Here is a 26936-nt window from a genome sequence, read left to right as displayed (position 1 = left end):
GCGGCCGCACCGTCGGCGCAGGCGTCGTCTCCAAGATCATCAAGTGATCCAGGGCCCGAACGGGCCAAGGAACGCTGCGGGAAAGGCCACCCTTCGGGGTGGCCTTTTTCATGCGGCCCGCGGCGCTTGACGGGCAGACCGATTTGCGGCATAGGACCGCAACGCTGCCGGTTCGCGAAGAATCGTCGGTTTTGCGCGTGGCCGCCTCATCGTGGGCGGCCTGCGTTTTTTTCGTACGGTCCGATGCTGGCGCCGCGTGGTGCGCCGTCAGCCTCTCGACTGGAACTCCCCGCAAGAGGGATGTCTTTATGCAAAGCCAGAATATCCGGATCCGGCTGAAGGCCTTCGATTACCGCGTGCTGGACGCCAGCACCCAGGAAATCGTCAACACGGCCAAGCGCACCGGCGCGACCGTCCGCGGCCCGATCCCGCTGCCGAACAAGATCGAGAAATTCACCGTCCTGCGCGGTCCGCACATCGACAAGAAGTCGCGCGACCAGTGGGAAATCCGCACGCACAAGCGTTTGCTGGACATCGTCGATCCGACCCCGCAGACCGTTGACGCCCTCATGAAGCTCGACCTCGCCGCCGGCGTGGACGTCGAGATCAAAGTCTGAGGAGGCAGATCATGTTGCGTACTGGTATCATCGCCAAGAAGCTGGGCATGACCCGTCTGTTCCTCGAGGACGGCCGTCAGGTTCCCGTCACCGTCCTGCAACTGGACGGCCTGCAGGTCATCGCGCAGCGCACCGCCGCGACCGATGGCTATACCGCCGTCCAGCTGGGCGCCGGCGAGGCGAAAGCAAAGCGCACGACCGCAGCGATGCGCGGTCACTTTGCCAAGGCCTCGGTCGCGCCCAAGCGCAAGATCGTGGAATTCCGCGTTGCGGAAGAGAACCTGATCAACGTTGGTGAGGAGATCACGGCTGACCACTACTTCTCGGGTCAGTATGTGGACATCGCCGGCATCTCGATCGGTAAGGGCTTTGCGGGCGCCATGAAGCGCCACAACTTCGGCGGTCTGCGCGCGTCGCACGGCGTGTCCGTCAGCCACCGTTCGCACGGTTCGACCGGCCAGTGCCAGGACCCCGGCAAGGTGTTCAAGGGCAAGAAGATGGCAGGTCACCTGGGTGCCGTCCGCGTTACCACGCAGAACCTGCAGGTCGTCCGCACGGATTCCGAGCGCGGCCTGATCATGGTCAAGGGCTCGGTTCCGGGCTCGAAGGGTGGCTGGGTCACCGTCAAGGACGCCGTCAAGAAGGCGACGCCCGAGAACCTGATCTATCCGGCCGCCCTGCGGTCCGCCGCCCGCGAAGCCGCGCGTCTGGCTGAAGAAGCCGCCGCCGCCGCCGCCGCCGAGGAAGAAGCCGCCCGCGAGGAGGCCGCCCGTCTGGCCGCCGAGCAGGAAGCCGCCGCCCTGGCCGAGGCCGAAGCCTCGATCAAGTCCGACAAGGACGCTGCCGATCCCAACGCGGAAGAGCCGGCATCCAATGACGACGCGCCGGAAGGAGACAAGTGATGAAACTTGATGTGATCAAGCTGGATTCCGGCGCAGCCGGGTCGATCGATCTGGCCGACGACATCTTCGGGCTGGAGCCGCGCGGCGACATCCTGCAGCGCGTCGTGCGTTGGCAGCGCGCCAAGGCACAGGCCGGCACCCACTCGGTGCTGGGCAAGTCGGACGTCAGCTACTCGACCAAGAAGATCTATCGCCAGAAGGGCACCGGCGGCGCACGCCACGGCTCCCGCAAGGCGCCGACCTTCCGTCACGGCGGCGTCTACAAGGGTCCGACCCCGCGGTCGCACGCCTTCGATCTGCCCAAGAAGGTCCGTGCCCTGGGTCTGCGTCACGCGCTGTCGGCTAAGGCCACCGCGGGTGAACTGGTCATCATCGAGGATCTGAACCTCGCCGATGCCAAGACCGCAGCCGTCGCCAAGGCCGTCCGTGAGAACGGCTGGAAGCGCGTGCTGGTGATCGACGGTGCCGAAGTGAACGAGAACTTCGCCCGTGCCGCCCGCAACATCGAAGGCGTGGACATCCTGCCGTCGATGGGTGCCAACGTGTATGACATCCTCAAGCGTGATACCCTGGTCATCACGCGCGCCGGTGTCGAAGCTCTGGAGGCTCGTCTGAAATGAGCGCGAAAGCAGAACATTACGACGTGATCGTCAAGCCGATCATCACCGAGAAGGCCACCATGACGTCCGAGAACAACGGCGTCGTGTTCCAGGTCGCCAAGGACTCGAACAAGCCGCAGATCAAGCAGGCCGTCGAGGCCCTGTTCGGCGTCAAGGTGAAGGCGGTCAACACCACCATCACCAAGGGCAAGCAGAAGCGCTTCCGCGGCCAGCTGGGTCGTCGCAGCGACGTCAAGAAGGCCTATGTGACGCTGGAAGCCGGCAGCACCATCGACGTTTCGACCGGTCTCTGATAACCGGACGCAATCTGGCGGCCCCGGCATTCCGGGGCCGCCGCAATTGACTGAAACGGACCACCCTGGTCCAAAGCAACGGAAGACAGAAAGATGGCATTGAAGTCGTACAAACCGACGACGCCTGGCCAGCGTGGGCTGGTTCTGATCGACCGTTCGGAGCTTTGGAAAGGTCGCCCGGTCAAGAGCCTCACCGAGGGTCTGACCAAGAAAGGCGGCCGGAACAACACCGGACGGATCACCATGCGGCGCCAAGGCGGCGGCGCGAAACGCCTGTATCGCATCGTCGATTTCAAGCGCACCAAGTTCGACATGGCCGGCACGGTCGAGCGGATCGAGTACGATCCCAACCGCACCGCCTTCATCGCGCTGATCAAGTACGAAGACGGCGAGCAGGCCTATATCCTGGCACCGCAGCGTCTGGCCATCGGCGACAAGGTCGTCGCGGGTTCCAAGGTCGACGTGAAGCCGGGCAACGCCATGCCCTTCAGCGGCATGCCCATCGGCACGATCGTCCACAACGTCGAGCTGAAGCCCGGCAAGGGCGGCCAGATCGCGCGTTCGGCGGGCACCTATGCCCAGTTCGTCGGTCGTGACGGCGGCTATGCCCAGATCCGCCTGTCCTCGGGCGAACTGCGCCTGGTCCGTCAGGAATGCATGGCGACCATCGGCGCCGTGTCGAATGCCGACCATTCGAACCAGAACCTCGGCAAGGCCGGCCGCAACCGCCACAAGGGCATCCGCCCGAGCGTCCGCGGTGTCGCCATGAACCCGATCGACCACCCGCATGGTGGTGGTGAGGGCCGCACCTCGGGTGGCCGCACGCCGGTCACGCCCTGGGGTAAGGACACCAAGGGCAAGAAGACCCGCAGCAACAAGGCGACCGACAAGTACATCTTGCGTTCGCGTCACGCGAAGAAGAAGGGGCGCTGACCTATGGCACGTTCTGTTTGGAAAGGCCCCTTTGTTGACGCCTATGTGCTCAAGAAAGCCGAGAAGGCCCGTGAGTCGGGGAAATCCGACGTCATCAAGATCTGGTCGCGTCGCTCGACCATCCTGCCGCAATTCGTCGGCCTGACCTTTGCCGTCTACAACGGGCACAAGCACATCCCCGTGAACGTCAGCGAAGAGATGATCGGTCAGAAATTCGGTGAATATTCGCCCACGCGCACCTATTACGGGCACGCCGCGGACAAGAAAGCCAAGAGGAAGTAATCGTCATGGGTAAGGAAAACAATCCGCGCCGCGTGGCGGAGAACGAGGCCTTCGCCAAGACGAAGATGCTTCGCACCTCGCCGCAGAAGCTGAACCTGGTGGCTCAGCTGATCCGCGGCAAGAAGGTCGACAAGGCTCTGGCCGACCTGACCTTCTCGCACAAGCGCATCGCCGGCGACGTGAAGAAGTGCCTTCAGTCCGCCATCGCGAACGCCGAGAACAACCACGGTCTGGACGTCGACAACCTGGTCGTCGCCGAGGCCTGGGTCGGCAAGAACCTGGTGATGAAGCGTGGCCGTCCGCGGGCACGTGGCCGCTTCGGCAAGATCATGAAGCCGTTTTCGGAAATCACCATCAAGGTGCGCCAAGTCGAGGAGCAAGCGTAATGGGTCAGAAGGTCAATCCGATCGGCATGCGCCTCCAGGTCAACCGCACCTGGGACAGCCGCTGGTACGCCGACGACAAGGACTATGGCAATCTGCTGCTTGAAGACCTGAAGATCCGGGACTTCATCCGCACCGAAGCCAAGCAGGCCGGCATCAGCCGCGTCATCATCGAGCGCCCCCACAAGAAGTGCCGCGTGACCATTCACGCAGCGCGTCCCGGTGTCATCATTGGCAAGAAGGGTGCGGACATCGAGACCCTGCGCAAGAAGCTGGCGAACTTCACCGACAGCGAACTGCACTTGAACATCGTCGAAGTGCGCAAGCCCGACGTCGATGCGCAGCTTGTCGCCGAGTCGATCGCTCAGCAGCTGGAGCGTCGCGTGTCGTTCCGCCGTGCGATGAAGCGTTCGGTCCAGAACGCGATGCGCATGGGTGCCCTGGGCATCCGCGTGAACGTCGCCGGCCGTCTGGGCGGTGCCGAGATCGCACGGACCGAATGGTATCGCGAGGGCCGCGTGCCCCTGCATACCCTGCGGGCCGACATCGACTATGCACTCTGCGAAGCCACGACCCCGTACGGGATCATCGGCGTGAAGGTGTGGATCTTCAAGGGCGAGATCATGGAACATGATCCCCAGGCCCATGATCGCCGCGCTGCCGAGGCCCAGGAAGGTCCGGCCCCCCGTGGTCCGCGCCGCGACGCCCGGTAAGGAGTAGAAAACAATGCTGCAACCGAAACGGACCAAGTTCCGCAAACAGCACAAGGGCCGTATCCACGGCGAGGCAAAGGGCGGTTTCGACCTGAACTTTGGCTCGTTCGCCCTGAAGGCAACCGAACCGGAGCGCGTAACCGCGCGCCAGATCGAGGCGGCCCGCCGCGCGATCACCCGTCACATGAAGCGTCAGGGCCGGGTCTGGATCCGGATTTTCCCGGACGTTCCGGTGTCGTCCAAGCCCACCGAGGTCCGGATGGGTAAGGGCAAGGGTTCCGTCGACTTCTGGGCGGCCCGGGTGCATCCCGGCCGGATCATGTTCGAGATCGACGGCGTGAACGACACCATCGCCCGCGAGGCCCTGCGCCTCGGCGCGATGAAGCTGCCGGTCCTGACCCGCATCGTCGCACGCGAAGACTGGTAAGCGTCGGCCCGCCGGGCCAGCGCGAAAGGGGGCCCCGCCGAGCGATCGGCGGGGCCCCTGCCTTTTCCCGCAAACGGGCTTGCCAAACGGGCGTTCAGCCTGTATGCGCAGGCCTTCATCACGAAACTCCACCGGAATCAGGGTGGCCCTGGCGACAGGGGCTCTCCGGTGATGTTGAAAGGAAGACGCGTCATGGACGCCACCGAACTGAAGTCGAAGACGCCCGACCAGCTGAAGGATCAGCTGGTTGCGCTGAAGAAAGAGGCCTTCAACCTGCGCTTTCAGCAGGCGACCGGTCAGCTGGAAAGCACCGCACGCATGCGCACCGTCCGTCGCGACGTGGCCCGCGTGAAGACGATTCTGAACCAGAAAGCGGCCGAAGCCGCGGCCTCGAACTAAGGAGCCCGGCCCATGCCCAAACGTATCCTGCAAGGCCGCGTCACCAGCGACAAGAACGAACAGACGATCACCGTCCTGGTCGAGCGCCGCTTCAAGCATCCCGTGCTGCACAAGATCGTGCGCTCGTCGAAGAAATACCGCGCGCATGACGCGCAGAACCAGTTCAAGATCGGGGACACCGTTCGCATCGTCGAATGCGCCCCGATCTCGAAGACGAAACGCTGGACTGTCCTGACGGACGAAGCGGTCAACGCCTGAAGTCCATCATTACAGATCAGAAATGATCGAAACCCTGGGGCCGCAGTCGGCGGTCCCCAAAGGTCGGGAGAAACCAAATGATCCAGATGCAGACCAATCTGGATGTTGCTGATAACTCGGGCGCTCGCCGGGTTCAGTGCATCAAGGTCCTGGGTGGTTCGCACCGTCGCTATGCGTCGGTGGGCGACATCATTGTCGTGTCCGTGAAGGAAGCCATCCCCCGGGGCCGGGTGAAGAAGGGTGACGTCCGCAAGGCCGTCGTCGTTCGCACCGCCAAGGAAGTGAATCGCGAAGACGGAACCTCGATCCGCTTCGACCGCAATGCAGCCGTCATCCTGAACAACCAGGGCGAACCGGTCGGCACCCGTATCTTCGGGCCGGTCGTGCGCGAGCTGCGTGCGAAGAACTTCATGAAGATCATCTCGCTTGCACCGGAGGTGCTGTGATGGCTGCCAAGCTGAAGAAGGGCGACAAGGTCGTCGTGCTGGCCGGCAAGGACAAGGGCAAGCAGGGTGAGATCACCGCTGTCATGCCCAAGGACAACAAGGCCATCGTGGACGGCGTGAACGTCGCCATCCGCCACACCAAGCAGTCCCAGAACAGCCAGGGCGGCCGCGTGTCGAAGGCCATGCCGATCGACCTGTCGAACCTGTCGCTGATGGACAAGAACGGCAAGGCAACCCGCGTCGGCTTCCGCATGGAAGACGGCGGCAAGGTCCGCTTTGCCAAGACCACGGGAGACGTGATCTGATGCTGGACGACGCCAAGTACACGCCCCGCCTGCGCGCGGTGTTCACCGACACCATCAAGGCCGCGCTGAAGGAAGAGTTCAGCTACAAGAACGACATGCAGATCCCGCGTCTGGACAAGATCGTCCTGAACATGGGTGTCGGCGAAGCCGTCAAGGACACCAAGAAGGTCAAGCAGGCGGCCGACGAGCTGTCGCTGATCGCCGGTCAGAAGGCCATCATCACCTATGCCAAGAAGTCGATCGCCGGCTTCCGCGTGCGTGAGGAGATGCCGCTTGGCTGCAAGGTTACCCTGCGCGGCGACCGCATGTACGAATTCCTGGACCGCCTGATCAACATCGCGCTGCCCCGCGTCCGCGACTTCCGCGGCGTGAAGCCGACGTCGTTCGACGGCCGCGGCAACTATGCGATGGGCCTGAAAGAGCACATCGTTTTCCCGGAAATCAACTTCGACAAGGTCGACGAAGTTCTGGGGATGGACATCATCATCTGCACCACCGCGACGACCGACGCGGAAGCGAAGTCGCTGTTGAAGCATTTCAACATGCCGTTCACCAGCTGATCGCGGAGGGAAAGAAGATATGGCAAAGAAATCCATGATCGAGCGCGAGAACAAGCGCGCACGTCTGGTCAAGCAATACGCTGCAAAGCGTGCTGAACTGAACGAGGTCATCAAGGACCAGTCCCGCCCGATGGAAGAGCGGTTCAAGGCCACGCTGAAGCTGGCCGAACTGCCGCGCAACTCGTCGGCGACGCGCCTGCACAACCGGTGCCAACTGACCGGTCGTCCGCATGCGTATTACCGCAAACTGAAACTGTCGCGGATCATGCTGCGCGAGCTCGGCTCGCACGGTCAGATCCCCGGCCTGGTCAAGTCCAGCTGGTAAGGGGGCACATACCATGATGAACGATCCTCTCGGCGATATGCTGACCCGCATCCGCAATGCGCAGATGCGCGGCAAATCGACCGTCCGCACCCCCGCCTCCAAGCTGCGTGCCTGGGTTCTGGACGTGCTGAAGAACGAAGGTTACATCCGCGGCTACGAGGAAGTGACCACCACCGAGGGCCACAAAGAGCTGGAAATCGGGCTGAAGTACCACGACGGAACCCCGGTCATCCGGGAACTGTCGCGCGTGTCGAAGCCGGGTCGCCGGGTCTATGCCGGGTCCAAGGAAATCCCGCAGGTCCGTCAGGGTCTGGGCGTCTCGATCGTCTCGACTCCCAAGGGCGTCATGTCGGATGCAGCGGCTCGCAATGCCAATGTTGGCGGCGAAGTCCTCTGCACCGTGTTCTAAGGAGGGCAGAATGTCTCGTATTGGTAAGAAGCCGGTCGAACTGCCCAAGGGCGTGACGGCCGAGATCAAGGGTCAGACCATCGAAGTGAAGGGGCCGAAGGGCACCCGTCATTTCACGGCGACCGATGATGTGGATCTGGTGCTGGAAGACGGCTCCGTCGCGGTCAAGCCGCGCGGAACGTCCAAGCGTGCGCGCCAGCAGTGGGGGATGACCCGCTCGATGATCGAGAACCTGACCGTGGGCGTGTCCACCGGGTTCAAGAAGGAGCTGGAGATCCAGGGTGTGGGTTACCGCGCCAACATGCAGGGCAAGGACCTGAAGTTGGCTCTGGGCTACTCGCATGACGTGATCTTCGAGGTGCCGGAAGGCGTCACGGTGTCGTCTCCGAAGCAGACCGAAATCGTTGTGGAAGGCATTGACCAGCAGCTTGTTGGCCAGGTCGCAGCGAACATCCGCGAGTGGCGCAAGCCCGAGCCCTACAAGGGCAAGGGTATCCGCTACAAGGGCGAGTTCGTGTTCCGCAAGGAAGGCAAGAAGAAGTAAGGGGCGCATGAAATGGCACTGAAAAAGCAAGAGCTGTTCCAGAAGCGCCGCCTGCGCGTTCGGAACAAGCTGCGGGCGATGTCGAACGGCCGTCCGCGGATGTCGATCCACCGGTCCTCGAAGAACATCTTCGTGCAGGTGATCGACGACCTGAAGGGCGTGACCCTGGCTTCGGCCAGCACGCTGGAAAAGGACCTGGGCCTGATCGGCAAGAACAACGTCGAGGCTGCGGCCAAGATCGGTTCGACCATCGCCGAGCGTGCGAAAGCCGCTGGCGTGGAAGAAGTCGTGTTCGATCGCGGCGGCTTCATCTTCCACGGCAAGGTCAAGGCTCTGGCCGACGCCGCCCGTGAAGGTGGTCTGAAGTTCTGATCCTGCGGACGGCGCTTGCCCCAGTGGCGGCGCCGTCCCGATGATCCGGGAACATCCGTTCACCGGGATCGACACAACCGGCGCCGCGCGCGCCCGCGTACAAGGAATGCCTCATGGCAGAACGTGACAACAACCGCCGGGGCGGTCGCAACGACCGCGAAGAGAACCCGGAATTCCAGGACCGCCTGGTTGCCATCAACCGCGTGTCCAAGACGGTCAAGGGCGGCAAGCGCTTTGGCTTTGCGGCACTCGTCGTCGTCGGTGACCAGCGCGGCCGCGTCGGTTTCGGCAAGGGCAAGGCCAAAGAGGTCCCCGAGGCGATCCGCAAGGCGACCGAGCAGGCCAAGCGCGGCCTGATCCGCGTCCCTCTGCGTGACGGCCGTACCCTGCACCACGACATCGAAGGTCGTCATGGCGCCGGCAAGGTCATCATGCGCACGGCCGTCGCCGGTACCGGCATCATCGCAGGCGGCCCGATGCGCGCCGTTTTCGAGATGCTGGGCGTGCAGGACGTCGTGGCCAAGTCGCAGGGATCGCAGAACCCCTACAACATGATCCGCGCCACCCTGGACGGTCTGAAGAAAGAGTCGAGCCCCCGCAGCGTCGCGACCCGTCGCGGCAAGAAAGTGGCCGACATCCTGCCCTCGAACGACAAGCCGGCTGACGCCGCTGTCGAAGCGTAAGGAGCGAGACGCATGGCAACCATCGTCGTCAAGCAGATCGGATCGCCGATCCGCCGCCCCAAGGACCAGCTGGCCACCCTGAAGGGCCTGGGCCTGAACAAGATGAACCGCACCCGCGAGCTGGAGGATACCCCCTCCGTGCGCGGCATGGTCAACAAGATCCCGCACCTGGTGGCGATCATCGAAGAAAAGGCCTGATCCCCACGGTCAGGATAGTGAAACGCCCCGCGATTGCGGGGCGTTTTGCGTTTCAGGGCTATTCGCGGCAGGCATAGAGCGTGCCGCCCACCGCCACGACCGATACCGCAGCCCCGGTCAGCAGCACCGGAGAGGCCGCGACCGCCGCCGCCGCACCGCCAAGCGAGGCCAGGGCCCCGGACACCGCCGTGCCCGCGCCGCTGAGGATCACGGCCCCGGACGCATCGGGCAGCGCCTGCAGCCCCTGCACGGACCGTCTGGCCGCGGCACCCGACAATGCCCCCGCGGCGGCGGTCGTCTGGTTCACGCGGCGGCAGACAGCGCGGGTCTGGCTGTGGCACACGCCCCAGGCATCCCGCGCCCCCAGGTCATAGCCCATCACCGATTCGCTGGCCTTGTCGAAGCGGAGGCAGAAGGGCAGGCGTTCCTCGTCCGTCAGTTCGGGCGTCAGGCTGCGCAGGACGACATAGCTGGGGCAGTCGTGGCGCCCGATGCGGGTGGCCAGCTGTTCGCGGCGCGAATAGGTGTCCGACAGCCGCGCCTCGGCCTTGTCATAGCCCATGACGACATCGCGGTCGTTGATACGGGCGGTGCAGAAGGTCGGCTCTGCCTCCTGCGCGGCGACGGGCGCGACCGGCAGGGCGGAGAGCAGGGCGAGGACGGGGATCAGGGCAAGGCGGGGCATGGCAACTTCCGGTAGTATCGGGGATGGCCCATGCGTGGGGCAGGGGGGCGCGCCACTCAAGACACAAGATGGTGTCGGGCGTGATTGGCAACGCCCCTGTGGCGGGATCGCTTGAAAGATGCGGGCATTGCGCGTATAGGGCCCCGGTGCTCAATGGCACAGTGATTCAACAAGCAAGAAAAGCCGTGGCCCCCTGTTTCGCTTCGAGGGAGTGTCCGGCAAGGAGAAGCGACATGAAACTGCATGAAATCCGCGACAATGATGGCGCGAACCGCTCGAAGAAGCGCGTTGCGCGTGGTCCGGGCTCGGGCAAGGGCAAGACCGCCGGCCGGGGTATCAAGGGCCAGAAGTCGCGTTCGGGCGTTGCCCTGGGCGGATACGAAGGCGGCCAGATGCCGCTGTACCGCCGCCTGCCCAAGCGTGGCTTCAGCAAGCCGAACGCAAAGTCGTTCGCCGTCGTGAACCTGGGCCAGATCCAGGGCTTCATCGATGCGGGCAAGATCGACGGCAAGGCAGAGCTGACCGAAGACGCGCTGGTCGCATCGGGTCTGGTCCGCCGCAAGCTGGACGGCATCCGTCTGCTGGCCACCGGCGAGCTGAAGTCGGGCATGACCATCACCGTCACCGGTGCCTCGAAAGCCGCGATCGACGCGGTCGAGAAGGCGGGCGGCAAGGTCAACCTGCCGGCAGCGCGCGACGCGGCGGCCGAATAAGCTGTTGAAGGGGGCTTTCCTGCCCCATAGATAGCATCTAGGTTTTCAGGCGCCGCCGGTCCCCGCGAAAACGGGTCGGCGGCGCTGTCATGACACGGGACATAAACAGCATGGCGTCAGCCGCAGAACAGATGGCCGCGAACCTCTCCTGGGGGCAGCTCGGCAAGGCCACGGAACTTCGCCAGCGGATCTGGTTCACGATCGGCGTGCTGATCATGTACCGCATCGGCACCTATATTCCGGTGCCCGGCATCGACGGCGCGGCGCTGCGCAACTTCATGGAGCAGGCCTCGACGGGCATCGGCGGCATGCTGTCCATGTTCACCGGCGGCGCGCTTGGCCGGATGGGTGTCTTTGCCCTGGGCATCATGCCCTACATTTCGGCCTCGATCATCGTGCAGCTGCTGACCTCGATGGTCCCGTCGCTGGAGCAGCTGAAGAAGGAAGGCGAGACCGGCCGCAAGAAGATCAACCAGTACACCCGCTACGGCACCGTAGCGCTGGCGCTGTTCCAAGCATACGGCCTGGCACGCAGCCTGGAGGCAGGCGGCTTGGCGCATGAACCCGGCCTGTTCTTCCAGGCATCGGTGGTCATCACCCTGGTCGGCGGAACCATGTTCCTGATGTGGCTGGGCGAACAGATCACCGCACGCGGCGTCGGCAACGGCATCTCGCTGATCATTTTCGTGGGCATCCTGGCCGAAATCCCGGCCGCGCTGGCCACCTTCTTCCAGCAGGGCCGAACGGGCGCCATCTCGACCCCGGTGATCCTGTTCGTGATCGTGATGCTGGTGGCGATCATCGCCTTCGTGGTGTTCATGGAACGCGCGCTGCGCAAGATCCGCATCCAGTATCCCCGGCGCCAGGTCGGCATGAAGGTCTATGACGGTCAGACCAGCCACCTGCCGGTCAAGGTCAATCCCGCGGGCGTGATCCCGGCGATCTTCGCCAGCTCGCTGCTGCTGCTGCCGATCACCATCTCGACCTTTTCCGGAAACGAGACTGGTCCGATCATGTCGGTGATCCTGGCCTATTTCGGGCCCGGCCAGCCGCTGTACCTGCTGTTCTTCGCGGCGATGATCGTGTTCTTCACGTATTTCTACACGCAGAACGTCTCGTTCAAGACCGATGACGTGGCCGAGAATCTGAAGAACCAGGGCGGCTTCATTCCGGGCATCCGTCCGGGCAAGCGGACCCAAGACTATCTGGATTACGTGGTGAACCGCCTGTTGGTGATCGGCTCTGCCTATCTGGCGCTGGTCTGCCTGATGCCAGAGATCCTGCGCGACCAGTTCTCGATCCCGGTCTATCTGGGCGGAACCTCGGTCCTGATCGTGGTGTCGGTGACGATGGACACGATCAACCAGGTTCAGAGCCATCTGCTGGCGCACCAGTACGAGGGGCTGATCGAGAAATCCCAGCTGCGCGGCAAGCGCAAGCCGGGTTCCGCCAAGCCGCGCCGCCTGCCGTCGCGCCGCTGAGGGCGCGACCGTACCGACGACACGACAAGGCCGCATCAATGGCCACCTGAGGGGGACAGACGCCATGACCATCAACATCATCCTGTTGGGGCCGCCGGGTGCCGGCAAAGGAACCCAAGCCGGCCGCCTTGTGGCCGACAAGGGCCTTGTCCAGCTGTCCACCGGGGACATGCTACGTGCCGCCCGGTCGTCGGGGACCGAGATGGGCCGTCGCGTCGCCGAGGTCATGGACCGGGGCGAACTGGTCACGGACGAGATCGTCATCGGCCTGATCCGCGAGCAGCTTGAGAAGGGCGGCAAGGGCTTCATCTTCGACGGCTTCCCCCGGACGCTGGCGCAGGCGGATGCCCTGGGGCGCCTTCTGGCCGAATCCGGCATGGCACTGGACGCGGTGATCGAACTGCAGGTCGACGACGAGGCCCTGGTCGGACGGATCGTCAAGCGCGCCGAGGAATCGCGTGCCGCCGGCCAGCCGGTGCGCCGCGACGACACCCCCGAGGTCTTTGCGGACCGCCTGCGCGAATACTACAAGAAGACCGCGCCGCTCTTGGGATACTACTACGCCAAGGGCAACCTGCAGACCGTCGACGGCATGGCACCGATGGAGCAGGTCGCCGCCCAGATCGCGGCAAAGCTGCCTGCTTGACGACGCGGCGATCTGCCGCTAGTTCACGTCATCTCGCAAGAGAATCACCCGGATCGCGGGTGGACCATCGATTTGGCCCGGAGGCACAGCTTTCGGGCCTTGCGTTGTGAAAAAAGGTTCCGGCGTTACGGAACCGCAACTGAAAAGGAAAACGCGTGGCTCGTATTGCTGGCGTCAACATTCCGACGGGGAAACGCGTCCCCATCGCTCTGACCTATATCCACGGCATCGGCGACCTGTACGCCGCTCAGATCTGTGAAGCGACCGGCATCGACACGTCGCGCCGCATCAACGATCTGTCGGACGCAGAAGTCCTGGCCATCCGCGAATACATCGATGCCAACCTGACCGTCGAGGGCGACCTGCGCCGCGAAGTCCAGATGAACATCAAGCGCATGATGGACCTGGGCTCGTATCGCGGTCTTCGCCACCGTCGCGGCCTTCCGGTCCGCGGTCAGCGCACGCATACCAATGCGCGCACCCGCAAGGGCCCGGCCAAGCCGATCGCCGGCAAGAAGAAATAAGGGGCAAGCGACATGGCACGTGACAAGACCCGCATGAAGCGCAAGGAACGCAAGAACATCGCCACCGGCGTTGCGCATGTGAACTCCAGCTTCAACAACACCAAGATCCTGATCTCGGACGTCCAGGGCAACGCCATCGCCTGGTCCTCGGCCGGCACGATGGGCTTCAAGGGTTCGCGCAAATCGACCCCCTACGCCGCCCAGATGGCTGCCGAAGATGCCGGCCGCAAGGCGCAGGAACATGGCGTCCGCACGTTGGACGTCGAAGTCCAGGGCCCCGGTTCGGGCCGCGAATCGGCTCTGCGCGCGCTGGCCGCTGCCGGCTTCAACATCACGGCCATCCGTGACGTGACGCCGATCGCGCATAACGGCTGCCGCCCGCCCAAGCGCCGTCGCGTCTGATCCTGGATCATCATTGACCGGCCCGTGCGTCCGCGCATGGGCCGGACTTTCGCATTTCACCTCGGGCGTTTCCGGCCACGGTCATGGGCAGGAAGCAAGTATGGAGGAAAATCCATGATCCACAAGAATTGGGCCGAACTGATCAAGCCGACCCAGCTGGTCGTCAAGCCGGGCGCCGACGCGACCCGCACGGCCACCCTGGTCGCCGAGCCGCTGGAGCGGGGCTTCGGCCTGACGCTTGGCAACGCGCTGCGCCGGGTGCTGATGTCGTCGCTGCAGGGCGGTGCCATCACGGCCGTGCAGATCGACAACGTCCTGCACGAGTTCAGCAGCGTCGCCGGCGTCCGCGAGGACGTGACCGACATCGTGCTGAACCTGAAGGGCGTCACGCTGAAGATGGACGTCGAGGGCCCCAAGCGCCTGACGCTGTCCGCAAAGGGTCCGGGCGAGGTCAAGGCCAGCGACATCCAGGAGACGGCCGGCATCACCGTGCTGAACCGCGACCACGTCATCTGCCACTTGGATGACGGCGCCGAGCTGAACATGGAACTGACCGTGCAGACGGGCAAGGGCTATGTTGCCGCCGACAAGAACCGCCCCGAGGATGCGCCCATCGGCCTGATCCCGATCGACGCGATCTTTTCTCCGGTCAAGCGCGTCAGCTATGAGGTCCAGCCGACCCGTGAGGGCCAGGTGCTCGACTATGACAAGCTGACGATGAAGATCGAGACGGACGGGTCGCTGACGCCGGAAGACGCCGTGGCCTATGCCGCGCGCATCGTGCAGGACCAGCTGTCGGTGTTCGTGAACTTCGACGAGCCGGAAGCCGCGAACCGCCAGGACAGCGACGATGGCCTGGAATTCGATCCGCGCCTGCTGAAGAAGGTCGACGAGCTGGAGCTGTCGGTCCGCTCGGCGAACTGCCTGAAGAACGACAACATCGTCTATATCGGCGACCTGATCCAGAAGACCGAGGCAGAGATGCTGCGGACCCCGAACTTCGGCCGCAAGTCCTTGAACGAGATCAAGGAAGTGCTGTCGGGCATGGGCCTGCATCTGGGCATGGACGTGGTCGACTGGCCGCCGGAAAACATCGAGGATCTGGCCAAGCGTTTCGACGACCAGTTCTGAGATCACGGCGGGGGGTGACCCCCGCTGACCACCGGGCATCTGCCCCAAGGAGAGCGGCCCGCACGCATGGGCCGCCGGACAAAGCAAAACACGCTGTAGGAGATCATCATGCGTCACGCCCGTGGCTATCGCCGCCTCAACCGTACCCACGAACACCGCAAGGCGCTGTTCGCCAACATGTCTGGCTCGCTCATCGAGCACGAGCAGATCAAGACCACCCTGCCGAAAGCCAAGGAACTGCGTCCGATCGTCGAAAAGCTGATCACGCTGGCCAAGCGCGGCGATCTGCACGCCCGCCGCCAGGCGAACGCCCAGCTGAAGCAGGACATGCATGTCGCCAAGCTGTTCGACGTTCTGGGTGAGCGTTACAAGGACCGTCAGGGCGGCTATGTCCGCATCATGAAGGCCGGTTTCCGCTATGGCGACATGGCGCCGATGGCGATCATCGAACTGGTCGACCGCGACACCAGCGCCAAGGGTGCCACCGACCGTGCGCGCCTGGAATCGGAATTCACTGCCGAAGACTGATCGCGCAGCCCGGATGGGCCAGTGATTTAAACCCCGTCGCAAGAGATTGCGGCGGGGTTTGCTAATTTAGCACAGCCAAAACGCGTTGACGTAGAGGAACGAAAAATTCTTCACCTTCCGCGAGTGGCTTCGCGTATGTATCATCCACGGACGGAATGTTGGTGAGCGTAGCGCCGATTCCGCGAGGGAGGGTGATGTATTTTATCGCGAAGCCGAGGACGTTAACCAAATCGAAACTTCGATGGGTCACAACTTGTTTGAACCTTGACCTCAATCATTTCAACATATCCAAAAAGCCATGTCATCTCGTGCAGACATAAATGCAGATCTCCGAAAGCTGGGCAAGCATGCCCTGTCTGGCTATTTCGTGGGGCTGCATATCCGTTTCGCTGCACCGCTGATGCAGTTTCAGACCTATGACGAAAAATGGTCGGAATTCTATTCCCAGAACGGCTATGCCCTGCGCGATCCGACAATCGCCTGGGGGTTCTCGACGACCGGCGCCTGCCGGTGGTCCGCGCTGCCGATCCCAGACCCGTTCAACATCCTCAAGGATGCCGCAGATCACGGGCTGATCTTCGGTCTGACCGTGTCCCACGGTCCGATCGCATCGCGCACCATCGCGTCCTTCGCGCGCGCTGATCGCGAACTTTCCGATGCCGAGATCGAGGAGATCTCGACCACGGTACGGCGGCTTCACGACATGACCGAGCCGCCTGCGAGCCTGACAAAGGCTCAGAAAGAAGCCCTTCGATGCATTGCGGAGGGGGATCGTCATGCAGCAGCGGCTGCCAAGCTTGGCATTACCGAAAGCGCGTTCAAGGCAAGGTTGATTTCTGTCCGGGAACGCCTGAAGGCGCGGACGACCGCCGAGGCGCTGCAGAGGGCCAAGGAATACCGTTTGCTGTAGATGTGTCGCCCAAGGGGTCCGCGAGGCGAGGAAGGGTGCCCTCACACCCCAGGAGTATCAGATGCAGACGACAACACTTTCTTTTTCAAATCTTCACAACCACGGCGAATTGTTTGCCAACCTGTTTCGCGCCCGCAAGCAGAGCTTCATTATCCAGAAGAACTGGGATTTGCCCGAATCCGAGGATATGGAGTTCGACCAGTACGACACCCCACAAAGCCGCTGGATCGCCATCCATGACCGGACCGAGGTTCTGGCCGGAATCCGCCTGACCCCGACGACCGCGCGCTGTGGCATCTATTCCTACATGATCCGCGACGCGCAGGAGGGGATCCTGGGCGGCAGCATTCCCCAGGACCTGCTGTTCGAGAAGGCGCCCGTCGACCCGCATGTGTGGGAATGTTCGCGCGTGTTCGTCAGCCACTCCATCCCACAGATGTACCGGCGCAAGGTGCACTTCACGATGGTCGAGGCGATGACCGGATCGGCCCGTGACATGGGCGCGACCAAGCTGATCGCGCTGACCGGGTCGAACTGGCCGCGCTGGTACGGCCGCTGCGGCCTGTCCGCCGTCGCCCTGGGGCGTCCGCTGTTCATCGACGACGGCGAGTTCCAGTGCGTGGCGATCGACCTGGCCACCAAGATGCACTGACCGTCGATGGCCCTGCGAACAGGGCTGTCGCGCCGGCCCGGACATGCCTAGAATGGGCGCGTCATGGCAGATCTGTTCGATACCGCACCGCAGGCAGACCCCCCGTCCGGGACGGGGGCAAGGCCACTGGCCGACCGCATCCGACCCGCCCGCCTGTCCGAGGTCATCGGTCAGGCGAAGGTGCTAAGCCCCGACGGGCCGCTTGGCAGCATGCTGGCATCGGGCAGCCTGTCGTCGCTGATCCTGTGGGGCCCGCCGGGCGTCGGCAAGACGACCATCGCCCGCCTGCTGGCGGACGAGACCGATCTGGCATTCGTGCAGATCAGCGCCATCTTTACCGGTGTGCCAGACCTGCGGAAGGTCTTTGACGCCGCCCGCCTGCGGCGCAGCCAGGGTCGCGCCACGCTGCTGTTCGTCGACGAGATCCACCGGTTCAACAAGGCGCAGCAGGACAGCTTTCTGCCGCATATGGAGGACGGCACGATCCTTCTGGTCGGCGCCACGACAGAGAACCCGTCCTTTGAGCTGAACGCCGCGGTCATGTCGCGGGCCCAGGTCGTCGTGCTGGAGCGTCTGACGCTGGCGGATCTGGAACTGCTGGCGCAACGCGCGGAACGCGAGCTGGGACGCAAGCTGCCCCTGACGGCGCAGGCGCGCGACACCCTGCTGGAGATGGCCGATGGCGACGGTCGTGCCGCGCTGAACCTGATCGAGCAGGTGGCCGCCTGGAAGGTCGAGGGCAAGGTCGATCCCGACGCCCTGGCGAAACGTCTGAACAAGCGAGCGCCCAAGTACGACAAGTCGGGCGAGGAGCATTTCAACCTGATCTCGGCCCTGCACAAGTCGGTGCGGGGCAGTGACCCGGACGCCGCGCTGTATTGGCTGGCGCGCATGCTGGAGGGTGGAGAGGACCCGCGCTATCTGGCGCGGCGTATCACGCGCATGGCGATCGAGGATATCGGCCTGGCCGATCCTGCCGCCGCCCGGCACTGCCTGGATGCCTGGGCGCTGTACGAGCGGCTTGGTTCGCCCGAGGGGGAACTGGCCCTTGGCCAGGCGGTCATCTATCTGGCGCTGGCGCCGAAATCGAATGCTGGATACGCGGCCTACAAGAACGCGCGGGCCGAGGCCCGGCGCACCGGCAGCTTGATGCCCCCCGCCCATATCCTGAACGCGCCCACCAAGATGATGAAGGAGCAGGGATACGGCGGGGGCTATGCCTATGACCACGATGCCGAGGACGGGTTCAGCGGCCAGAACTATTTCCCCGACGGGCTGAAGCGCCCGGTCCTCTACACGCCCGTCGAACGCGGGTTTGAACGCGAGCTGAAACGCCGCCTGGACTGGTTCGTCAGCCAGCGCCTGAAGCGCGGCGGTTGACTTTGCGCGCGCGGGGCCACACAGACGCGCGCATGAACCCCTTTCTGCAAGTCGCCATTGGCGGGGCCCTCGGGGCGACCTGCCGCTATGCCATCTATCGCGTCATGCCGCTGGCATGGTCGGCGACGCTGCTGGTCAATGTGGCGGGCAGCTTTGCGATGGGGCTGCTGGCCGCATTGCTGGCGCACAGGCTGGGCAATACCTGGGCGCCGTTCCTGCTGACCGGCGTGCTGGGGGGATTCACGACGTTTTCGGCCTTTTCGCTGGATGTGCTGACGTTGTGGGAACGGGGTCAGGGCGTCATGGCGCTGGCCTATGTGGGGCTTTCGGTCCTGCTGTCGCTGGCGGCCGTGATGGCCGGACTGGCCTTGGGACGAGGGATTTGGGCATGAGTGCCGTGCAGACCATCATTGTCGGCGACGACGACGCAGAGATGCGGCTGGATCGTTGGCTGAAGAAGCGCTTTCCGCAGCTGTCGCAGGTGGCCATCGAGAAGATGTGCCGCAAGGGAGAGCTGCGCATCGACGGGGGGCGTGTAAAGGCCGCCACCCGCATCGCGCCGGGCCAGGAGGTCCGCGTGCCGCCGCTGCCCGAACCCGGCCCCGCGGCCGAACGGTCCGAACGCCCGCTTGGGCCGCGCGTGACCGACAGCGATGCCGAGATGATCCAGGCCGCCGTCCTGTGGAAGGACGAGCATATCATCGCGCTGAACAAGCCGCCGGGTCTGCCCAGCCAGGGCGGCAGCGGGCTGGGGGGGCGTCATGTCGACGGCCTGACCACCGCGCTGCTGTTCGGGTTCAAGGAGCGTCCCAAGCTGGTGCACCGGCTGGACAAGGACACGTCGGGCGTTCTGCTGTTGGCGCGGACCGACCGCGTGGCGCGGGCCCTGTCCGAGGCGTTCCGGTCGCGCACCACGCGCAAGATCTATTGGGCGGCGGTCGCGGGCGTGCCGCATCCGCGGATGGGCACGATCCGCTATGGCCTGGTCAAGGGCGGGCAGGGCCGGGGCGGCGACAACGAGAAGATGATCGCCGTCCACCCCCGCGACATCGACGCGACCGAGGGCGCGAAACGCGCCACGACCGATTACGCCGTGCTGGACGCGCTGGCCACGCGGGCCAGCTGGTGCGCGCTGGTGCCGATCACGGGCCGCACCCATCAGCTGCGTGCGCATATGGCCGAACTGGGCCATCCCATCGTGGGCGACGGCAAGTACGGCGGATCGGGGCAAGAGAATCTGGGCGATGGCTGGGGCGCCCAGCTGGGCGGAGAGATCAGCAAGAAGCTGCACTTGCACGCGCGCTCGATCACCTTCGATCATCCGATCACCAAGAAACGCATGACCATCACCGCGCCCTTGCCCGACCATATGGGCAGGACCTGGAAATCCGTCGGCTGGCACGAGAACGACGTGCCCGACGATCCGTTTGCGGATGATGCATGAGGCTGGTCGTCTTTGACGTCGACGGTACGCTGGTCGACAGCCAGAACCACATCACCCACGCGATGGGCTTTGCCTTCGACCAGGTCGGCCTGACGCCGCTGCCGAAATCGCAGGTCCTGTCCATCGTCGGGCTGTCGCTGCCCGTGGCGGTCGCCCAGCTGGCGCCCGACGTTGATGCGGACATGCAGGCGCGGATCGTGGCGGGCTACAAGGAAAGCTTTATGCGCGCGCGGCTGGACAGTGCCGCGCCGCTGTATCCGGGCGCGATGGAATGCCTGGACCGGCTGGCCGACCGCGACGACCTGCTGCTGGGGGTGGCGACGGGCAAGTCGCGCCGGGGCCTGGATGCGATGATCGCGGCGCACGGTCTGCAGGGGCGGTTCCTTAGCCTGCAGACGGCGGACGGGCATCCCTCCAAGCCACATCCCTCGATGCTGCACGCGGCCCTGGCCGAGACGGGGACCGGGGCCGGGCGCGCCGTCATGGTCGGCGATACCAGCTTTGACATGGAGATGGCGCGGGCGGCCGGGCTGGCCGGTTTCGGCGTCAGCTGGGGCTATCACCCCGCGCATGCGCTGCAGGATGCCGGGGCGATCCGGATCCTGGACGATTTCACCGGACTGACAACGGCCATCGAGGAGTGGGCGGCATGAGCGAATGGAAGGCGCGCAGGTTCTGGACCGATGCGGACCTGCGACCCGCGGATGGCGGGTTCGAGATCATGCTGGACAGCCGCGTCCTGCGGACGCCCGGAAAGCATGCGCTGGTCCTGCCGACCGAGGCGCTGGCCCGCGCCGTGGCCGACGAATGGCTGGCCCAGGGCGAGGTGATCGCGCCGCAGACCATGCCGCTGACCCGCGCCGTGAACTCTGCCGTAGAGAAGGTGGCCCCGCAATTCGATGCGGTCGCGGCCATGCTTGCAAATTATGGTGGCACCGATCTGCTGTCCTATCGGGCAACCGATCCGCAGTCGCTGATCGACCTGCAGGCGCGCGAATGGGATCCGCTGATCGACTGGTCTGCCCGGCATCTGGACGCGCCGCTGCGGGTCACACAGGGGGTGATTCCCATCGATCAGGACCAGGGTGCGCTGGACCGCCTGCATGCGCGGGTACGGGCGCAGGACCAATGGGGGCTGACCGCGCTGCACGATCTGGTCACGATTCCAGGATCGCTGATCCTGGGCTTGGCGGTGATCGAGGGTCGCATCGACGGAGCCGAGGCGCACCGCCTGTCCCGCATCGACGAGGATTTCCAAGCCGAACGATGGGGCGCGGACGAAGAGGCGGCCGAGGCGGCCGAGGGCCGGCGCCTGTCCATACTTTCGGCAGAACGGCTGTGGAGCCTGTCCCGCCGGGGTTGAAAGCGCTTGCGCGACCGGACGGGGTTCTTGACGCGGCAACTTGTATCGGCACAATACCGCCTAATAGGACGGCAGCCGCTGTCGTGCTATGCCGACAAGGACCCCCCGAAGGGTCCGCATCAGCGTTCGCGGACCGATCGGCCGCGGGCGCTCCAACACAGAGGTAACTATGAAAAAATCGGTTTTCCTGGGGACGGCGGCCGCGGCGACCCTGCTGGCAGGCATGGGCATGGCCCAGGAGGGGTCGACGCTGGCCCAAGTCAAGGAGCGCGGCGAGCTGAACTGCGGCGTCAACACCGGCCTGGTCGGATTCGCGGCGCCCGACGCCAGCGGCAACTGGACCGGCTTTGACGTCGCGTTCTGCCGCGCGCTGGCCGCAGCCGTCCTGGGCGATCCCGCCAAGGTCAAGTTCGTGCCGACCACCGGCCAGACGCGCTTTACCGCGCTGTCGTCGGGCGAGGTGGACGTCCTGGCCCGCAACTCGACCTGGACCTATTCGCGCGATACCGACCTGAAGCTGGATTTCATCGGGGTGAACTATTACGACGGCCAGGGCTTCATGGTCCGGTCCGATCTGGGCGTCACCTCGGCCAAGGAACTGGACGGCGCGACGATCTGCATCCAGACCGGCACTACGACCGAGCTGAACCTGGCCGACTATTTCCGCGCCAACAACATGACCTACACGCCGGTCAACATCGACAGCAATGCCGAGGGCGAGCAGCAGTACATGGCCGGCGCCTGCGACGCCTATACCACCGACGCGTCGGGCCTTGCGGCCACCCGTGCGGCCTTTGCCGACCCGGAAACCCACATCATCCTGCCCGAGATCATCTCCAAGGAACCGCTTGGGCCGGCCGTGCGCCATGGCGACAGCAACTGGGGCGACATTGCCCGCTGGACACTGAACGCGCTGATCGCCGCCGAGGAATACGGCGTGACCTCGCGCAACATCGAGGAGCTGGTCCGGTCGTCCGAGAACCCCGAGGTCCAGCGCCTTCTGGGCACCACGGACGAGCTGGGCGCGATGATGGGCCTGGACGCCGAATGGGCGCGTCGCGCCATCCTGGCGGGCGGCAACTATGGCGAGATCTTTGCCGCCAACATCGGCGAGCAGACCCCGATCGGCTTGGCCCGCGGCCTGAACGCGCAGTGGACCCAGGGCGGCCTGCTCTACGCACCGCCGTTCCGCTGATCGGCTGACACGACCGGGGGTCGGACCCATGACGGGCCCGGCCCCGACCCTCCATCAAAGATAATCCTGCCCAAGCGAAAAACGGCGCAAAGCCGATGGCAGGCGACAGGGGTAAGAAAGATGACGGACATCCGGGCAACGGCGACGCCGCCGTTCCGGCTGAGCATGCTGGTCAACGACCAGCGGTATCGGTCCCTGACATTTCAGGTCATCGTGTTCATTCTGGTCATGGCCGCCGCCTGGTGGCTGGTCGACAACACGATCCGCAACCTGGCCCTGATGGGCAAAAGCTTCGATTTCGGGTTCCTGTTCCAGCGCGCGGGATATGACATCCCGCAGACCCCGATCCCCTATACCGCCGACGATTCGCACCTGCGCGCATCGGTCGTGGGCCTGCTGAACACGCTGATCGTGGCGGTGCTGGGCTGCATCGCGGCGACGGTCCTGGGCGTGATCGTGGGCGTGGCGCGTCTGTCCAAGAACTGGCTGTTCGCCCGGCTGATGACCGTCTTTGTCGAGATCTTCCGCAACATGCCGCTGCTGCTGTGGATCCTGATCGTCTATGCGATCTTCACCGAGATCCTGCCGCCGCCCAACGCCTTCCGGGGCGAGGCCGCGACATCGGGGATGATCCTCTTTGACCACGTAGCGCTGACGAACCGCTATACCGCGCTGCCCACGCTGGCGATGACGAACGATCCGGGCAGCCTGGACCTGGGCGCGCGCATCACCTTCAACTGGGCCACCATCGCCTTTGTCGTGGTGCTGGTCGGGGGGTGGTTCGCACGCCGCATGATCGCGTCCTGGGCGCAGGACGTGCAGGACCGCACCGGCAGCCGGCCCACCACCTGGTGGATGTCGCTGGCGGTGATGATCGTGCCGTCGCTGCTGCTGATCTGGTATTTCGGCCTGCATCTGGAGCCGCCCACGCTGCAGGGCTTCAACTTCACCGGTGGGCTGAACGTGTCGAACTCGCTGGTCGCGCTGTGGCTGGCGCTGACGCTGTACACCGCCGCCTTCATCGCCGAGATCGTGCGCGCCGGCATTCTGGCCGTCAGCCGCGGCCAGTCCGAGGCGGCATTCGCCCTGGGCCTGCGCCCGAACCGCACCATGAGCCTGGTGATCCTGCCGCAGGCGCTGCGCGTGATCATTCCGCCGCTGATCTCTCAGTACCTGAACCTGACCAAGAACAGCTCGCTGGCGATCGCCGTGGGTTACATGGACCTGCGCGGCACCCTGGGGGGGACGACGCTGAACCAGACCGGCCGCGAGCTGGAGGCCATCGTGCTGATGATGCTGACCTATCTGGCCCTCAGCCTGATCATTTCCGCGGGGATGAACGTCTTCAACGCCCGCGTCAAACTGAAGGAGCGGTGAGATGAGCGACACCCACGCCCAGACCGTGCCCTTCGTGCGCGACACCATGCTGCCCTCGGCCGCGCCGCCGGTCCGCGAATCGGGGGCTATCCGCTGGCTGCGGACGAACCTCTTCTCGGGGCCGGTCAACACGGTGCTGACCCTTCTGGGGGCGCTGATCATCTGGTTCCTGGTCTCGACCTTCTGGGACTGGTTCGCCCATTCGGTCTGGAACGCCTCCAGCCTGAACGAATGCCGCGCGATCATCGCGGCCACCTGGGGCGAAGACGCCCGCGGCGCCTGTTTCGCGGTGATCCGCGAACGCTGGAACCAGTACGTCTTCGGCTTCTATCCGGTCGAGCTGTACTGGCGGCCCACGATGACCTTCGGCCTGCTGATGGTCGCGCTGGCGCCGGTGCTGTTCTCGGCCTCGCTGTCGATCCGCCGCGTGGTGCTGGGCATCACCGCCGTCGTCACGCTGTGGGCGATGGTCGTGCTGGGCGCACCGGCGGGCTGGCTGATCTTTGCGGCCGCGGTGCTTGTCGCGGGACTGGTCGCATCAGAGCGCAACATCAGCTGGATGCTGCCCTTCTCGCTGGTCTATCCGCTGCTGGGCGTATGGTTCCTGTGGGGCGGCACCCTGTGGGGGCCGATCTTCGTGCTGGTCGGGCCCCTGCTGGGCTGGCTTGCCTGGCGGGCGCTGTCGCGCGTGTCGCCGATGCTGGCGACGGTCGTGGCGATCCTGGTGACGGTGTTGTTCTGGCTGGTGCTGGCAGGCGACGCGGCCCGCGATGCCGAGGCGCTGCTGCCGCTGTCGATCGACGCGGTGCGGTCGGACCGTTTCGGCGGCTTCCTGCTGTCGCTGACCATCGGCGTGGCGGGCATCGCGCTGTCACTGCCCCTGGGCATCGTTCTGGCGCTGGCGCGTCAGTCGGACATGTTCCTGATCAAGTCGCTGGCGGTGATCTTCATCGAGTTCATCCGCGGCGTGCCGCTGATCACGCTGCTGTTCGTGGCTTCGCTGCTGCTGAATTACTTCCTGCCGCCAGGCACCAATTTCGACATCATCCTGCGCGTCATCATCATGGTGACCATCTTCGCCGCCGCCTACATGGCCGAGGTGATCCGCGGCGGTCTGGCCGCACTGCCCAAGGGGCAGTACGAGGCCGCTGATGCCCTGGGCCTGGACTACTGGAAAGCGCAGCGCCTGATCGTGCTGCCGCAGGCGCTGAAGATCTCGATCCCGGGGATCGTGTCGACCTTCATCGGCATGTTCAAGGACACGACGCTGGTGACCTTCGTGGGGCTCTATGATCCGCTGAAATCCATGTCGGACGCGGTGCGCGCCAATGTCGAATGGAAGGGCATCTATTGGGAGCCGTTCATCTTCGTCGGCGCCATCTTCTTTCTCATCTGCTTCGGCATGTCGCGATACTCGATGTATCTGGAACGCCGCCTGCAACGCGACCACAGGTAAGGACCCTGGTTATGGAACACATCGAACGCCGCATCGACCGCAGCCAGATGACCGTCAGCGACGAGGTCGCCATCGACATCCGCAACATGAACAAGTGGTACGGCACGTTCCACGTCCTGCGCGATATCGACCTGACCGTGCACAAGGGGGAACGGATCGTCATTGCCGGTCCGTCGGGGTCGGGGAAATCCACCTTGATCCGCTGTATCAACCGGCTGGAGGAGCATCAGGCGGGCCATATCGTCGTCGACGGGGTCGAACTGACCAGCGACATCAAGAACATCGACAAGGTCCGTTCCGAAGTCGGCATGGTCTTTCAGCACTTCAACCTGTTTCCGCACCTGACCGTGCTGGAGAACTGCACCCTGGCGCCCATCTGGGTGCGCAAGGTACCGCGCAAGCAGGCCGAAGCGACCGCGATGCGGTTCCTGGAAAAGGTCAAGATCCCCGAACAGGCCGGGAAATATCCGGGCCAGCTGTCGGGCGGCCAGCAGCAGCGCGTGGCCATCGCCCGGTCGCTGTGCATGCAGCCCAAGATCATGCTGTTCGACGAGCCGACCAGCGCCCTGGACCCCGAGATGATCAAGGAGGTCCTGGACACTATGATCGAGCTGGCCGAGGAGGGGATGACCATGATCTGCGTCACCCACGAGATGGGCTTTGCGCAGGCCGTGGCGAACCGGGTGATTTTCATGGATCAGGGTCAGATCGTCGAGCAGAACAACCCCACCGACTTCTTCAACAACCCGAAATCCGAGCGGACCAAGCTGTTTCTCAGCCAGATCCTGGGTCATTGATCGACGGCGGGGGCGCGGCGCCCCCGCCGGACATCCTCAGATGCGCCCGTCCAGGCGCACGAAATCCATCACGCTGCCCTGACCCCGCTGCAGATCAGCCCAGCTGTCGATCTGGAAATCCACCACCAGCGTCGCGCCGGTCGGATAGCGGCGGAAATCCGGGTCCATCGGCAGGCGCGCGGGCAGTATCGATGCGAATTCCGAAATGCCCGGGTTGTGGCCCAACATCATCACCGTCGGCATCGTCGCCGTCTTGAGCACCGCCATCATCTTTTCCGCGCCCGCCTGATACAGGCCTGGCTCGATCCGCATCAGCGGCCGTACCTCGAGGGGGGCACCGGCGATGACGGCCCAGGTTTCCTGTGTGCGGGCCGAGGACGAACACAGGACCTCCTCGGGTTCATACCCGCGGCTGGCCAGCCAGTCGCCCAGGGCGCGCGCGGACCGGCGGCCGCGGTCGTTCAGCGGCCGGTCGTGATCGTCCAGGGTGGGATCGTCCCAGGCCGATTTCGCATGACGCGTCAGGATCAGGCGTCTGTGTCCAAGTGGGGTCATGAAAATGCTGCCTCTTTGTGCCATGCTG

Annotated in this window: 40 protein-coding genes; 38 read left to right on the top strand and 2 right to left on the bottom strand. The window is 64.5% G+C overall.

Going from position 1 to position 26936, the window contains the following annotated elements; translation table 11 throughout:
* Positions 1 to 308 precede the first annotated feature (308 nt).
* The 20 genes from rpsJ (at position 309) to rpmD (ending at position 9669) form a co-directional block, all read left to right on the top strand.
* Positions 309 to 617, top strand: coding sequence for a 30S ribosomal protein S10 (gene rpsJ / locus FHD67_RS16465; protein ID WP_042247848.1), 309 nt, complete (start codon positions 309 to 311; stop codon positions 615 to 617).
* Positions 618 to 628: 11 nt separating this feature from the next.
* Positions 629 to 1519, top strand: coding sequence for a 50S ribosomal protein L3 (gene rplC / locus FHD67_RS16460; protein ID WP_045982165.1), 891 nt, complete (start codon positions 629 to 631; stop codon positions 1517 to 1519).
* Positions 1519 to 2139, top strand: coding sequence for a 50S ribosomal protein L4 (gene rplD, locus FHD67_RS16455; protein WP_045982164.1), 621 nt, complete (start codon positions 1519 to 1521; stop codon positions 2137 to 2139). The genes rplC and rplD overlap by 1 nt, the downstream gene beginning before the upstream one ends.
* Positions 2136 to 2432 carry a 50S ribosomal protein L23 gene (locus FHD67_RS16450; RefSeq protein WP_046000098.1) on the top strand — a complete coding sequence of 99 codons (297 nt, stop codon included), beginning with the start codon at positions 2136 to 2138 and terminating at the stop codon, positions 2430 to 2432. Before rplD ends, FHD67_RS16450 begins: the two co-directional genes overlap by 4 nt.
* 93 nt (positions 2433 to 2525) lie before the next feature.
* Complete coding sequence (gene rplB / locus FHD67_RS16445; RefSeq protein ID WP_046000099.1) at positions 2526 to 3365, top strand: 50S ribosomal protein L2; 840 nt, start codon at positions 2526 to 2528, stop codon at positions 3363 to 3365.
* Between the two features lie 3 nt (positions 3366 to 3368).
* Positions 3369 to 3647 (top strand): 30S ribosomal protein S19, encoded by a 279-nt coding sequence (gene rpsS / locus FHD67_RS16440; protein WP_045982161.1) that lies wholly within the window; start codon positions 3369 to 3371, stop codon positions 3645 to 3647.
* Positions 3648 to 3652: 5 nt separating this feature from the next.
* Positions 3653 to 4033 (top strand): 50S ribosomal protein L22, encoded by a 381-nt coding sequence (rplV, locus tag FHD67_RS16435; protein ID WP_042247864.1) that lies wholly within the window; start codon positions 3653 to 3655, stop codon positions 4031 to 4033.
* Entirely contained in the window at positions 4033 to 4743 is a 711-nt protein-coding gene (gene rpsC, locus FHD67_RS16430; protein ID WP_045982160.1) for a 30S ribosomal protein S3, read from the top strand. Before rplV ends, rpsC begins: the two co-directional genes overlap by 1 nt.
* A 13-nt stretch (positions 4744 to 4756) precedes the next feature.
* Positions 4757 to 5170 carry a 50S ribosomal protein L16 gene (gene rplP, locus FHD67_RS16425; RefSeq protein ID WP_045982159.1) on the top strand — a complete coding sequence of 138 codons (414 nt, stop codon included), beginning with the start codon at positions 4757 to 4759 and terminating at the stop codon, positions 5168 to 5170.
* A 192-nt stretch (positions 5171 to 5362) separates the two neighbouring features.
* Positions 5363 to 5569, top strand: a complete 207-nt coding sequence (gene rpmC / locus FHD67_RS16420) for a 50S ribosomal protein L29 (protein WP_045982158.1) — start codon at positions 5363 to 5365, stop codon at positions 5567 to 5569.
* A 12-nt stretch (positions 5570 to 5581) separates the two neighbouring features.
* Positions 5582 to 5827, top strand: a complete 246-nt coding sequence (gene rpsQ, locus FHD67_RS16415) for a 30S ribosomal protein S17 (protein WP_045982157.1) — start codon at positions 5582 to 5584, stop codon at positions 5825 to 5827.
* Between the two features lie 77 nt (positions 5828 to 5904).
* The gene (gene rplN, locus FHD67_RS16410; protein ID WP_022708219.1) at positions 5905 to 6273 is read left to right on the top strand and encodes a 50S ribosomal protein L14; all 369 of its coding nucleotides are present in this window, start codon (positions 5905 to 5907) and stop codon (positions 6271 to 6273) included.
* Positions 6273 to 6578 (top strand): 50S ribosomal protein L24, encoded by a 306-nt coding sequence (rplX, locus tag FHD67_RS16405; RefSeq protein ID WP_045982156.1) that lies wholly within the window; start codon positions 6273 to 6275, stop codon positions 6576 to 6578. Before rplN ends, rplX begins: the two co-directional genes overlap by 1 nt.
* Positions 6578 to 7138: a 50S ribosomal protein L5 gene (gene rplE, locus FHD67_RS16400; protein WP_045982155.1), complete on the top strand. Its 561-nt coding sequence runs from the start codon at positions 6578 to 6580 to the stop codon at positions 7136 to 7138. The genes rplX and rplE overlap by 1 nt, the downstream gene beginning before the upstream one ends.
* Before the next feature lie 19 nt (positions 7139 to 7157).
* Complete coding sequence (gene rpsN, locus FHD67_RS16395) at positions 7158 to 7463, top strand: 30S ribosomal protein S14 (protein WP_042247889.1); 306 nt, start codon at positions 7158 to 7160, stop codon at positions 7461 to 7463.
* Between the two features lie 16 nt (positions 7464 to 7479).
* The gene (gene rpsH / locus FHD67_RS16390) at positions 7480 to 7872 is read left to right on the top strand and encodes a 30S ribosomal protein S8 (protein WP_045982167.1); all 393 of its coding nucleotides are present in this window, start codon (positions 7480 to 7482) and stop codon (positions 7870 to 7872) included.
* 10 nt (positions 7873 to 7882) lie between these two features.
* Complete coding sequence (gene rplF / locus FHD67_RS16385) at positions 7883 to 8416, top strand: 50S ribosomal protein L6 (protein WP_045982154.1); 534 nt, start codon at positions 7883 to 7885, stop codon at positions 8414 to 8416.
* Positions 8417 to 8428: 12 nt separating this feature from the next.
* Positions 8429 to 8788, top strand: a complete 360-nt coding sequence (gene rplR, locus FHD67_RS16380; protein WP_045982153.1) for a 50S ribosomal protein L18 — start codon at positions 8429 to 8431, stop codon at positions 8786 to 8788.
* A gap of 113 nt (positions 8789 to 8901) precedes the next feature.
* Positions 8902 to 9471: a 30S ribosomal protein S5 gene (gene rpsE / locus FHD67_RS16375; RefSeq protein ID WP_042247897.1), complete on the top strand. Its 570-nt coding sequence runs from the start codon at positions 8902 to 8904 to the stop codon at positions 9469 to 9471.
* A 12-nt stretch (positions 9472 to 9483) separates the two neighbouring features.
* On the top strand, positions 9484 to 9669 hold the full coding sequence (gene rpmD / locus FHD67_RS16370) for a 50S ribosomal protein L30 (protein WP_046000102.1): 186 nt from the start codon (positions 9484 to 9486) through the stop codon (positions 9667 to 9669).
* A 58-nt stretch (positions 9670 to 9727) separates the two neighbouring features.
* Here the strand turns inward: rpmD and FHD67_RS16365 are convergent, their stop codons facing one another.
* Entirely contained in the window at positions 9728 to 10354 is a 627-nt protein-coding gene (locus FHD67_RS16365; RefSeq protein WP_139599350.1) for a hypothetical protein, read from the bottom strand.
* Positions 10355 to 10587: 233 nt separating this feature from the next.
* Here FHD67_RS16365 and rplO point away from each other — a divergent pair, with 233 nt between their 5' ends.
* The 18 genes from rplO to FHD67_RS16275 all read left to right on the top strand — a co-directional run bounded on the left by rplO (position 10588) and on the right by FHD67_RS16275 (position 26353).
* Complete coding sequence (gene rplO / locus FHD67_RS16360) at positions 10588 to 11067, top strand: 50S ribosomal protein L15 (protein WP_045982150.1); 480 nt, start codon at positions 10588 to 10590, stop codon at positions 11065 to 11067.
* 110 nt (positions 11068 to 11177) lie between these two features.
* On the top strand, positions 11178 to 12548 hold the full coding sequence (secY, locus tag FHD67_RS16355) for a preprotein translocase subunit SecY (RefSeq protein ID WP_139599348.1): 1371 nt from the start codon (positions 11178 to 11180) through the stop codon (positions 12546 to 12548).
* A 70-nt stretch (positions 12549 to 12618) separates the two neighbouring features.
* Positions 12619 to 13194 carry an adenylate kinase gene (locus FHD67_RS16350; RefSeq protein ID WP_371706120.1) on the top strand — a complete coding sequence of 192 codons (576 nt, stop codon included), beginning with the start codon at positions 12619 to 12621 and terminating at the stop codon, positions 13192 to 13194.
* Positions 13195 to 13349: 155 nt separating this feature from the next.
* On the top strand, positions 13350 to 13718 hold the full coding sequence (rpsM, locus tag FHD67_RS16345) for a 30S ribosomal protein S13 (protein ID WP_045982147.1): 369 nt from the start codon (positions 13350 to 13352) through the stop codon (positions 13716 to 13718).
* 12 nt (positions 13719 to 13730) lie between these two features.
* Complete coding sequence (gene rpsK / locus FHD67_RS16340; RefSeq protein WP_042247912.1) at positions 13731 to 14120, top strand: 30S ribosomal protein S11; 390 nt, start codon at positions 13731 to 13733, stop codon at positions 14118 to 14120.
* A gap of 114 nt (positions 14121 to 14234) precedes the next feature.
* A complete protein-coding gene (locus FHD67_RS16335; protein ID WP_042247914.1) occupies positions 14235 to 15251 on the top strand; it encodes a DNA-directed RNA polymerase subunit alpha in 1017 nt (338 codons plus the stop codon).
* A gap of 108 nt (positions 15252 to 15359) precedes the next feature.
* Positions 15360 to 15779: a 50S ribosomal protein L17 gene (gene rplQ, locus FHD67_RS16330; RefSeq protein ID WP_139599346.1), complete on the top strand. Its 420-nt coding sequence runs from the start codon at positions 15360 to 15362 to the stop codon at positions 15777 to 15779.
* 298 nt (positions 15780 to 16077) lie between these two features.
* Positions 16078 to 16689, top strand: a complete 612-nt coding sequence (locus FHD67_RS16325; protein ID WP_045982146.1) for a helix-turn-helix transcriptional regulator — start codon at positions 16078 to 16080, stop codon at positions 16687 to 16689.
* Between the two features lie 61 nt (positions 16690 to 16750).
* Complete coding sequence (locus FHD67_RS16320; RefSeq protein ID WP_139599344.1) at positions 16751 to 17341, top strand: acyl-homoserine-lactone synthase; 591 nt, start codon at positions 16751 to 16753, stop codon at positions 17339 to 17341.
* A 63-nt stretch (positions 17342 to 17404) separates the two neighbouring features.
* The gene (locus FHD67_RS16315; protein ID WP_046000106.1) at positions 17405 to 18721 is read left to right on the top strand and encodes a replication-associated recombination protein A; all 1317 of its coding nucleotides are present in this window, start codon (positions 17405 to 17407) and stop codon (positions 18719 to 18721) included.
* A gap of 32 nt (positions 18722 to 18753) precedes the next feature.
* Positions 18754 to 19113, top strand: coding sequence for a fluoride efflux transporter CrcB (crcB, locus tag FHD67_RS16310; RefSeq protein WP_139599342.1), 360 nt, complete (start codon positions 18754 to 18756; stop codon positions 19111 to 19113).
* On the top strand, positions 19110 to 20165 hold the full coding sequence (locus tag FHD67_RS16305; protein ID WP_045982142.1) for an RluA family pseudouridine synthase: 1056 nt from the start codon (positions 19110 to 19112) through the stop codon (positions 20163 to 20165). The genes crcB and FHD67_RS16305 overlap by 4 nt, the downstream gene beginning before the upstream one ends.
* Entirely contained in the window at positions 20162 to 20818 is a 657-nt protein-coding gene (locus tag FHD67_RS16300) for an HAD-IA family hydrolase (RefSeq protein WP_139599340.1), read from the top strand. Before FHD67_RS16305 ends, FHD67_RS16300 begins: the two co-directional genes overlap by 4 nt.
* Positions 20815 to 21528, top strand: coding sequence for an ATP12 family chaperone protein (locus FHD67_RS16295; protein WP_045982140.1), 714 nt, complete (start codon positions 20815 to 20817; stop codon positions 21526 to 21528). Before FHD67_RS16300 ends, FHD67_RS16295 begins: the two co-directional genes overlap by 4 nt.
* A 169-nt stretch (positions 21529 to 21697) precedes the next feature.
* Positions 21698 to 22723 (top strand): amino acid ABC transporter substrate-binding protein, encoded by a 1026-nt coding sequence (locus FHD67_RS16290; protein ID WP_045982139.1) that lies wholly within the window; start codon positions 21698 to 21700, stop codon positions 22721 to 22723.
* Between the two features lie 120 nt (positions 22724 to 22843).
* Complete coding sequence (locus FHD67_RS16285; RefSeq protein ID WP_245008363.1) at positions 22844 to 24100, top strand: amino acid ABC transporter permease; 1257 nt, start codon at positions 22844 to 22846, stop codon at positions 24098 to 24100.
* A 1-nt stretch (position 24101) separates the two neighbouring features.
* Positions 24102 to 25556 (top strand): amino acid ABC transporter permease, encoded by a 1455-nt coding sequence (locus FHD67_RS16280; protein ID WP_139599338.1) that lies wholly within the window; start codon positions 24102 to 24104, stop codon positions 25554 to 25556.
* Positions 25557 to 25567: 11 nt separating this feature from the next.
* Positions 25568 to 26353 (top strand): amino acid ABC transporter ATP-binding protein, encoded by a 786-nt coding sequence (locus FHD67_RS16275; protein WP_045982136.1) that lies wholly within the window; start codon positions 25568 to 25570, stop codon positions 26351 to 26353.
* Between the two features lie 36 nt (positions 26354 to 26389).
* On the opposite strand, the gene FHD67_RS16270 is transcribed toward FHD67_RS16275, so the two are convergent.
* The gene (locus tag FHD67_RS16270; protein WP_139599336.1) at positions 26390 to 26908 is read right to left on the bottom strand and encodes a SixA phosphatase family protein; all 519 of its coding nucleotides are present in this window, start codon (positions 26906 to 26908) and stop codon (positions 26390 to 26392) included.
* Positions 26909 to 26936: the final 28 nt, after the last annotated feature.

The sequence above is a fragment of the Paracoccus haeundaensis genome (assembly GCF_006239215.1).
Lineage (GTDB): Bacteria > Pseudomonadota > Alphaproteobacteria > Rhodobacterales > Rhodobacteraceae > Paracoccus > Paracoccus marcusii.
The sequence above is the reverse complement of the archived record's forward strand: the minus strand, read 5'-3'. Positions and strand labels throughout refer to the sequence as shown.